Source organism: Corallococcus sp. CA049B (genome assembly GCF_003611685.1).
GTDB lineage: Bacteria > Myxococcota > Myxococcia > Myxococcales > Myxococcaceae > Corallococcus > Corallococcus coralloides.
In genome coordinates, this window is the sequence record NZ_RAWC01000003.1 from 100,660 (window position 1) to 109,347 (window position 8,688).

Genomic DNA, 8,688 nt, shown 5'->3' on the forward strand with positions numbered 1-8,688 from the left:
AGTTGGAAGAAGCGCGGCTGGGAGGTGGAGGATGAGCTACCGGAGAGTCGACATGGACAGGTTGAGAGAGTGGGTGCGGTTGCACCGGATGGGGACGGGTGCGCGCGACGTGGCCCGGCTGTTGGGCATGGGGCCTCGCGTGTCTGGCTCCGACCTGGGGGGGCGTGCGACAGTGCCCATCCCCTTTGGACGATGGGCCTGATGAACAAACTCTCCGTAGCCATTGCTGGAATGATGCTGGTGCTGGCCGCTTGCAAGACGACGGGCCCTGCACCCGCCCGCGATATCCCCACGGCAATGAACCAGGCCGCGACGACCCTGCTGCAGTCACGACTGCTGCACGCAACGTCGATCGCAGTGGTCTATCGCGGCGAGGAGTTCATCCTGCATCGGGGTGAGCTGGAGACCGGCAAGTCCAATCCGCCCGATGATTCGACCCTCTATGAGATAGGGTCGGTCAGCAAGACCTTCGTCGGCCTGCTGTTGGCAAACGCTGTCCTCGAAGGCAAGGCGACCCTCGACGACCCGATACAAAAGTATCTGCCGTCCGCCTATCCGAACCTTCAGTCAGACGGCGGGCCGATCCGTCTGCGCCATCTGGTCACACACACCAGCGGCATGCCGGGGATGTTGCCACTGCAAGTGAATGAGGTGTTGAGGGACTTCACTGCGCATGCCACCCCGGCAAAGCTCAATGCCGCCTATGCGGACTACGGGCAGCCGCGGTTCTGGCAGGACCTGCACACCGTCAGCATCAAGGGCCCGCTCGGCAAGGACTATGCTTACTCGAGCGCCGGCACCGAGTTGGTCGCGCACACCCTTGAGAAGATCCACGGGGCTCCCTACGAGTCGTTGCTCGCGGAGTTCCTGGCGCGGGAAGCCGGTATGCACGACACGTGGCTGCGCCTGCGTGCCCAGGACGCCCACCGCCTGGCTCCTGGCTACCACAGCGACAACCCGGTCGGCACCACGCCGATGCCACTCCTGCCCTGGGGCGCGGCGGGAGCCTTGAAGGCGACGATGCCGGAGATGGTGAAGTACTTGCGCTTGCAGTTGAGCAACCATCCCGCGGTGACAGAGTCACACAAGCCGCTGGTGCGCTTCGCGGAGGACTTCAGCATTGGCTATTTCTGGAACATCGGCCAGAGCAGCCAGTTGGGCACCCACTACGTGCATCACGGCGGCGTGCCTCGCGCGCAATGCTATCTCTACCTCGTGCCGAAGTATCAGTTGGGGGTGTTCATCATCACCAACCAGAGCGGCGATGCGACCGCCAACGCCATGGAACGCGCGCTGGCGCCCCTCTTTGACAGGGTCGAATCCATGCAGGGTCGCTAGCACGGCGAACAACAGGACGAAGTCGCGCCATCGTCCACGAACCAGAGTAGGTTCTCCCTCCCTGTTCGTTGGAGTTCCGTCGATGCCACAAGCCACACCGCGCTCGTCACTGCTGGAAGCGCGTCCCAGCGTCTTCCTGCTCGCCGGAGCGTTCGTCACCGGCATGTTCCTCTTCGCCCAGGGCGGCTGCGGACGTGACGAGTGCCAGGACGCCGCCGACTGCCGTGAAGACAAGGGACCGCCGGCTTCGAACACGGAGTGGGTCTGCGAGGACAAGCGCTGTGAGCAGCATTCCGTCCAGGTGCCGCCCCCGGATTCCGGCACGGACGCGGGGACGCCCGACGCGGGGAGACCCGACGCGGGGACTCCCGACTCGGGTCCCACCACGGTGAGCGTGCAGGTGCTCGCGTTCAATGACTTCCACGGGCAGCTCGAGGAGCCCGCGGGCCAGATTCTGGCGGGCGTGGCCCCCGACGGTGGACCGGTGCGGGTGAACGCGGGCGGCGTGACGTACTTCGCCCGGCACATCGCGGCCCTGCGGGCCGCCAATCCGAACACGGTGGTGGTCGCGGCGGGAGACCTCATCGGCGCCTCCCCGCTGCTGTCGGGGCTCTTCCACGACGAGCCCACCGTCGAGGCGATGAACCTGATTGGCCTGGACCTGGTCGCGGTGGGCAACCACGAGTTCGACGAGGGCAGCACGGAGCTGCTGCGCATGCAGTCGGGCGGCTGCCACCCGGTGGATGGCTGCCTGGACGGGGATGGCTTCCCGGGCGCGAAGTTCAAGTTCCTGGCGGCCAACGTGGCCACGGGCGTGGACCGCACGCTGTTCCCCCGCTACGACGTGCGCGAGTTCGAGGGCGTGAAGGTGGCCTTCATCGGCATGACGTTGGAGGCCACGCCGGAAAGCGTCATACCCACGGGCGTGGCGGGGCTCACCTTCAAGGACGAAGTGCAGACGGTGAACGCGCTGGTGCCGGAGCTGCGGCGGCAGGGCATCGAAGCCATCATCGTGGTGGTGCACCAGGGCGGAATTCCGACCTCGGGCTCGCTGGTGAACGAATGCAAGGGCGCGGGTGCGGACGGCCTCATCTCAGGTGCCATCGTGGGCGTGGCCAAGGGCCTCAACGACGCGGTGGATGTCATCGTCAGCGGCCACACGCATCAGGCCTACAACTGCGTCATCGATGGCAAGGTCGTCACGAGCGCCTCGTCGATGGGACAGCTCGTCACGGACATCGACCTGACGTTGAGCAAGGCGACGGGCGACGTCGTGGAGGCGCGAGCGAACAACGTCATCGTCACTCGCGACGTGCAGGAGGTCGGCGCGGTGAAGGCGTTGGTGACGAAGTACCAGGAACTCGTCACGCCGAGGGCCAACCGGGTCATCGGCTGGGTGTCGCAGACGCTCAGGACACAGTCGGACTCCGTGGGCCAGTCCACCCTGGGCTTCGTCATCGCGGACTCGCATCTGGAGGCGACGAAGCCCGCGAACCTGGGTGGGGCGCAGGTGGCCTTCATGAACCCGGGCGGCATGCGCGCGGACATCGCCCAGGGCGAGGTCACCTACGGCGAGGCCTTCACCACGCAGCCGTTCGGCAACAGCCTGGTCACCCTGACGCTGACGGGCGCGCAAATCGAACAACTGCTGGAGTGGCAGTGGCGGCCGTCGGGAGCCACCCTCATGCTGCTTCCGTCGGCGGGCTTCACCTATGCGTTCAGCGCGTCGGCGCCCGTCGGAAGCCGCGTCGACCCGGCGTCCATCCGGCTCAACGGCGTGACGGTGGACCCGGCGGCGAACTACCGTGTCACCGCGAACAACTACCTCGCGAGTGGGAGTGATGGCTTCCAGGTGTTCGCCGAGGGGACGAACCGGCTGGGTGGCGCCGTGGACAGCGACGCGCTGGAGGCTTACCTGAAGGCACACAGCAGCCAGGCGAGCCCCTTGCCCGCCCCCGCGCTCAATCGCATCACCCTGCTGCCCTGAAGTTGCCCCGGTTCAGCAGAGCGTTCCGCGCTTTCGCCCTCAAGCGGTAGCGCGGTGCTTCTTGTCGTAACCGGCGGGTGACTCGTAGTCGAGTGCGGAGCGGCGCCGCAGCGGCTTGTACCAGCCCTCGAGGAAGCGGAAGACTGCCATCCGCGCCTCGGCGTGAGACGTGAAACGGCGACGTGCGAGCAGTTCGCACTCAAGAGTGGCGAAGAAGCTCTCGCACATCGCGTTGTCGTACGCGTCGCCGACGCTCCCATGGAGGGGCGCACGCCGGCTTCTTTGCATCGAGGCCCGAAGCCAATCGAGGTGTACTGGGCACGCTCAACGGGTCAGAGCAACACGCTCTCTATTTTTCGGCAGGAGGAAGGAAATCGAGCGTCTTGCGCAGCCCGGAGAGTTCCACCCGCTCTTCGCTGGTGAGCGCACCCGGCTTGCCCTGGCCCTTGTCGGCCTTCGCCTGCTCCACCCACTTGCGGAGGGCCGTCTCGGTCAGGTCCAGGTCCCGCGCCACCGCCGCGACGGACTTGCCTTGCTCCAGCACCCGCTTCACAGCTCCGGCCTTGAACTCCGGGCGGAAACTACGCCGCTGCCGCCTCTGCTTCTTCTCGCTCTCCGACATCGAACACCCTTCCATCACATCGTGGGTATCCACGGAAGCGGGGGACTCTCACACTCCTCCAGCGCTCAACTCCGAGGAGCACGGCACGCTGTTTCTTGCGTATCCTCTGTCGCACCGTGCCTCCTCACTCCGAACCAAGAGTCTCCTTGATGGCAAGCAAGGCATGCTGGGTCCTCTTCGCGGCCCTCTGTCTGGCCGTGGGGCTCTATCCCGGCAGCTACTTCCTCGCGGGCTCGAACTTCGGAGTCCGTGCCTTGAAGAGCAGCGAGCTCTTGACCGACCCCGTCTGGAACGCGGCCTTCTACACGCACATCGCCCTGGGAGGACTCGCGCTTGCCCTGGGGTGGACTCAGTTCGTCGCGAGACTGCGACTCAAGCGCCCAGGCGCACACCGGCTCCTCGGAAAGGTCTACGTCGGGGCGGTCCTGCTGAGCGGGCTCGCCGGCGTCTACGTCGGCTTCTTCGCCACGGGTGGCGTCATCGCCGCGTCGGGCTTCGTCAGCCTGGGCATCGTCTGGCTCTACACCACGGCCTCCGCCTATCGGCTCATCAAGAACCGGCGACTCGAAGAACACCTGTTCATGATGACCTACAGCTATGCCGCCTGCTTCGCGGCAGTCACGCTGAGACTTTGGATGCCCATCCTGACTCACGCCCTGGGCGACTTCATCTCGGCCTACAGAATCGTCGCTTGGCTTTGCTGGCTCCCCAACCTCGGCGTGGCGTACCTCATCTCGCGCAAACAGCTCCAGGCGCGCGAACTCGTGCCTTCGTGACGAGACCTCTGTGCTGTACCGCACCGGATTATTGAGACACCGGGTTGGTTGTAATCAGGCCGCCTGCTTGTGCATCAGCGCTCGCCGGGCCGGCCATGAGCCAGTGTTCGAGCCGCCTCGCAAGCAGTTCGGCCTGTCGGGCATGACGGCTTGGCGCAAGTTGGAGGAATGGACCCGAGCCGGCGTGTGGGAGCAGTTCCAGGCGCGGCTGCAGAGAGCAAGCTCGCATCTCTAGGAGGACCCGATTCGCCGAGCCATGCTCTTGGGGGAGCGCTACACGCCCATTCTCGGCGGGCCGCGAAAAGCAAAAAGGCCCTGCCGGGTTAGGGCAGGGCCTTCTTTTTTTGCTCCCCGAATGAAGCCCTGCGCGAACTCGTTCTCGGTCTTTCTCTGAGAGGACTCAAACGCTCTGAGGCGGAGAAAGCGCTGCAATATCTGATGGTTAATCGCATCCGGGTAGAGGACGTTGCCAATCGGGGACCAATTGAACCGCCGCGAACTTCGTGCCTGCTTGAGCGCCAGAGCAAGCCTCGTGGCGGAACACCACCTTGATTCCAGGCCGGAGGGCAGGGGCACCGCTTGGCCGCAGTCAGAGACAACACCCATCTTCACACGGCCTTGGCGCACGCATGCCGCAGCGACCGAATTTTGGGTAGGCACAGCAGCCGGCGACGGTGGTGAAGTGGCATCGGATGGGCTTTCGGCTCTTCTGGCGCTGGAAGTCCCGAAGCCGGGTGGGACGTCCTCGGGCAACCCTGGAGCTGAGGGCGTTGATTCGGCGCATGGCCGAAGCCAACCCGACATGGGGGGCCCCGCGCATTCACGGGGAGTTGCTGAAGCTGGGGATGGAGGTAGGCCAGACAACGGTCGCTCGGTACATGCCCAGACCGAGAAAGGGAGCGCCGAAACCATCACCAACATGGCGGAACTTCTTGCGCTTGCATCTGGCGGAGTCCGCAGGGATGGACTTCTTTGTCATTCCGACTGCAACGTTTGGAGTGCTGTTGGGATTTGTGGTTGTGAGTCACCGGGACAGGTGAATCCTCCACCTCAATGTGACAGCGCACCCGACGGAAGAATGGACGAAGCAGCAGTTGCGAGAGGCCTTTCCCTGGACCAGTGCTCCGAGATACTTGCACTGAGATAGGGACAAGCTCTACTCCGAGGGCGTTCGCGCCACGCTTACCCATTTGGGGATTCGCGAGGTGCCGAGTGCAGCACGGTGTCCGTGGCAGAATCCCTATGCGGAGAGAGTCATCGGCTCGATACGTAGGGAGCTGCTGGACCATGTCGTCATCCTGAACGAAGCCCACGCTCGGTGCCTGCTGCGTGAGTACCAGCGCTACTACAATGCGAGCCGGACGCACCTGTCGCTCGGGAAAGATGCGCCCGAGACGCGTGAGGTGCAGGGCCCGGAGCGCGGAGCCAAGGTGATAGAGCTACGGGAAGTCTTCGGGCTCCACCACCGGTACGAGCGCCGCGCTGCGTAGCGTCTCGGTCCTTCCAACACCACCCTCGTAGACCTGCGCATGCTGCACCGGCCTACCTGCGTTCGCAGGAGGGGCGGGGAGTGTCCACACGCAGGCAGAGCGAGGTGTTGAGGCGTCTGAGCCGGGCGTAATTCCGACCTCTGTCAAACGGAAGGGAGGACCCAGCGCCTTGTCATGCGAATCGCTCACATCATGAAGCGCGTTGTGACGCGCTCATGACGCAGCGACTGAATTTTGGGTAGGCACAGGCCGTTCTGCTGGTTCCGGGCTCCGTTCGCACGGAGATCAGAACACGCCCATCCGCAAATTGTCGGTGATGTAGCGATAGAACGAGTTCTCCGTGTCCGGCTCCCATTTCTTCGTCCCGGCTTTCTGAGCTGAGCAGGCGAACCAGTCACTGACGATCTGCGCCTGAGCCTCGAGACCCATCTCGGTGTAGTCGAAGTCGGCGGTCGCCGGATAGCTGTACGACGACTCGCCCTCGACGCACGCGGAGATGCCCTTGCCGAGGTATGACAGGCCCATCTTGTCGTGATGCGCCTGGCAGGCGTGAACGAGTTCGTGGATGAACGTCTCCCCGTACTTGCGCCGACCCAGATGGTAGTTGCGAGGGTCTGGAAAGCCCGAGCGGCCCATGTTCAGGGTGATCTTGCCGTCGAAGCGCCGGAACGTGAACGCCCGGTCTTTCTCCCCCGACCAGTCGGTGACGACGAGCATTTCACGTGGTGGCAGCGAATCGCCGAACACCGTGTCTTTGGCCCATTTGTACTGCTCCTCGGTCACCTCGGTCTCCTGGCTGCCGGCGGCGATCATCGCCCGCGTCCCCAGTGAGACGAGCGTGCCGAACGGCCCGGCCATCCAGTACATGTCGTTGATGATCTGCGCTCCCGGCAGCAGAGACCCCGTCGCCACGAGGCTGCCCACTTCCACGCCCAGGAAGACCAGCACCAGCGTTCCCGTCCCCGCCGTGGACGCCACGACGGCCTTGATCGCCCACCCGAGCACCGTCTCGAACGTGCTGACGATGCCGCTCTCATACTCCGTCACCGTCTCGAGGGTGGCGCCCCTCAGCATGTCGAGCAGCGCGGGCCCGTCGTCATCCACCGAGGGGTGCAGCTCGGACCAGTCGTCGTTCTGTGAGCCCGAGTGGAACGTGCCGTAGACGCTCCCGGAGTGGTTGAACACGATCGCGGGGGCATCGGGCTTCGCCGGCCGAAGGACCGCTCGAACGGAGAAGTCGTAATTGTCCGAACCGCTGTTGTGCGCATGGCCCGACCACTCCACGCTCCCGCCCGGATTCACCTGGATGGTGACGCGCCCGCCCAGCGCTGCGAGCCCGCCGGAGCGGATGGGCCCGCTGGCGAACACAGGGCGCGGCGTCCCCGGCGGATCGGGCGGCCAGACAATGCGATCGTTCTCGAACAGCTGCTCACGTCCCGGTGCCTTGATGCGATCGGTCGGCGGACCGATCGGATAGCCGACCTCTCCCGCTTCTCGCCCCCGGCGGCGCCACTCTGTCTGGATCTCGTCCGCGATCTCCCACGCACCGAACTCCGGCGTGGCATAGATCGACGGGCCGGCGACACTGCTGCCGTCGGGCTGCAATGTGGCCAGCGTGACGTACTCGCCGCGGCCGTCGCGGAGCGCGACATGGTCACCCGTCGGATAGCCGTACTGCTCGTACGCCAGCTCCGACCAGCGTTGCGCGATCGACTCGCGCAGTGTGCCGACGCCGGTCGCCGGATGCCAGCAGATCCACCCGTGCTCGAACTGTTGCCGCGCACCGACGCCGTCCACGGTGGTGCCGACGCCGTCGATCGGGAAGCCGACTGGATTACCTGCGGCCCCGGCGGCGTTCCAGTGCTGCCAGATCGCTCCAGAGACCTCGAACGCTCCGGAACCGGTGGCAGCGCACACGGCCAGCTCTTCGCCCAGCCCACCGTCGTGCTCGATGATCCGCAACGGCGCGAACGCTCCGCTGCCGTCCGGTGTCGACTGCTGGTCGGCCTCCGGCATCGCGCCGAGATGCACTCCGCGCTCGAGCCACCGTTTGCTGATCGCGCCATACAGCGCGTGCGCTCCGAGTTGCTCGCACCAAGCGACCGCGCCACCATCGAAGCTCCGGTATGCCCCGACGAGGGACGTCTGCGTCGGCGACTGCGGCGCCCCGAGGGCTCCCGCTTCTCCGCCGAGCTCCTGCCACTTCGCGGTGATCGCCTCGGCGCCGACAGCGCCCTCGTTCGTTGTCGTCATGGCAGCCCCTCGCCCCGCACGATGTGGGGCTCATGAAGCGGGGGGCAGCAGCGGACGGCGGGGGGCTCCGATGTCCGGCCCAAGGAGCACCGGGCAGCCGAGTGCTCCTGTCGAGGGCTCGGGCGTCTCTGCTCTCCGGCGTCGTGCGGTGCGGGGTTGGCCAGCGCACTCCGGGTGTCAGAAGGGTGGGGGGCGGCGTCGGGGAGGAACATGACTCTGGGG

Annotated in this window: 7 protein-coding genes and 1 pseudogene; 5 read left to right on the top strand and 3 right to left on the bottom strand. The window is 65.5% G+C overall.

The genetic code is table 11. From position 1 onward, the window contains the following. Positions 1–201 precede the first annotated feature (201 nt). Complete coding sequence (locus tag D7W82_RS01440; protein ID WP_120616598.1) at positions 202–1,338, top strand: serine hydrolase; 1,137 nt, start codon at positions 202–204, stop codon at positions 1,336–1,338. Between the two features lie 82 nt (positions 1,339–1,420). Beyond that, positions 1,421–3,325, top strand: coding sequence for a bifunctional UDP-sugar hydrolase/5'-nucleotidase (locus D7W82_RS01445; RefSeq protein ID WP_120616588.1), 1,905 nt, complete (start codon positions 1,421–1,423; stop codon positions 3,323–3,325). A gap of 39 nt (positions 3,326–3,364) precedes the next feature. Here D7W82_RS01445 and D7W82_RS01450 read toward each other — a convergent pair. Beyond that, positions 3,365–3,642 (bottom strand): annotated as a pseudogene (locus tag D7W82_RS01450) (integrase core domain-containing protein); the annotation flags it as partial. Between the two features lie 32 nt (positions 3,643–3,674). Then, positions 3,675–3,947 (bottom strand): transposase, encoded by a 273-nt coding sequence (locus D7W82_RS01455; RefSeq protein ID WP_158617554.1) that lies wholly within the window; start codon positions 3,945–3,947, stop codon positions 3,675–3,677. Positions 3,948–4,096: 149 nt separating this feature from the next. Here D7W82_RS01455 and D7W82_RS01460 point away from each other — a divergent pair, with 149 nt between their 5' ends. The 3 genes from D7W82_RS01460 (at position 4,097) to D7W82_RS41200 (ending at position 6,213) form a co-directional block, all read left to right on the top strand. Beyond that, positions 4,097–4,723 carry a DUF2306 domain-containing protein gene (locus D7W82_RS01460; protein WP_120616590.1) on the top strand — a complete coding sequence of 209 codons (627 nt, stop codon included), beginning with the start codon at positions 4,097–4,099 and terminating at the stop codon, positions 4,721–4,723. A gap of 692 nt (positions 4,724–5,415) precedes the next feature. Beyond that, positions 5,416–5,763, top strand: a complete 348-nt coding sequence (locus D7W82_RS42490; RefSeq protein ID WP_120616591.1) for an IS3 family transposase — start codon at positions 5,416–5,418, stop codon at positions 5,761–5,763. Between the two features lie 165 nt (positions 5,764–5,928). Then, positions 5,929–6,213 carry a transposase gene (locus D7W82_RS41200; protein ID WP_233587229.1) on the top strand — a complete coding sequence of 95 codons (285 nt, stop codon included), beginning with the start codon at positions 5,929–5,931 and terminating at the stop codon, positions 6,211–6,213. Between the two features lie 285 nt (positions 6,214–6,498). On the opposite strand, the gene D7W82_RS01475 is transcribed toward D7W82_RS41200, so the two are convergent. Then, complete coding sequence (locus D7W82_RS01475) at positions 6,499–8,466, bottom strand: hypothetical protein (RefSeq protein WP_120616593.1); 1,968 nt, start codon at positions 8,464–8,466, stop codon at positions 6,499–6,501. Between the last annotated feature and the right edge of the window lie 222 nt (positions 8,467–8,688).

What these genes read in the sequence shown, in the direction of transcription:
- D7W82_RS01440 (WP_120616598.1), top strand. Translation starts at nt 202, where the DNA reads ATGAACAAACTCTCCGTAGCCATTGCTGGAATGATGCTGGTGCTGGCC.
- D7W82_RS01445 (WP_120616588.1), top strand. Translation starts at nt 1,421, where the DNA reads ATGCCACAAGCCACACCGCGCTCGTCACTGCTGGAAGCGCGTCCCAGC.
- D7W82_RS01455 (WP_158617554.1), bottom strand. Translation starts at nt 3,947, where the DNA reads ATGTCGGAGAGCGAGAAGAAGCAGAGGCGGCAGCGGCGTAGTTTCCGC.
- D7W82_RS01460 (WP_120616590.1), top strand. Translation starts at nt 4,097, where the DNA reads ATGGCAAGCAAGGCATGCTGGGTCCTCTTCGCGGCCCTCTGTCTGGCC.
- D7W82_RS42490 (WP_120616591.1), top strand. Translation starts at nt 5,416, where the DNA reads ATGGGCTTTCGGCTCTTCTGGCGCTGGAAGTCCCGAAGCCGGGTGGGA.
- D7W82_RS01475 (WP_120616593.1), bottom strand. Translation starts at nt 8,466, where the DNA reads ATGACGACAACGAACGAGGGCGCTGTCGGCGCCGAGGCGATCACCGCG.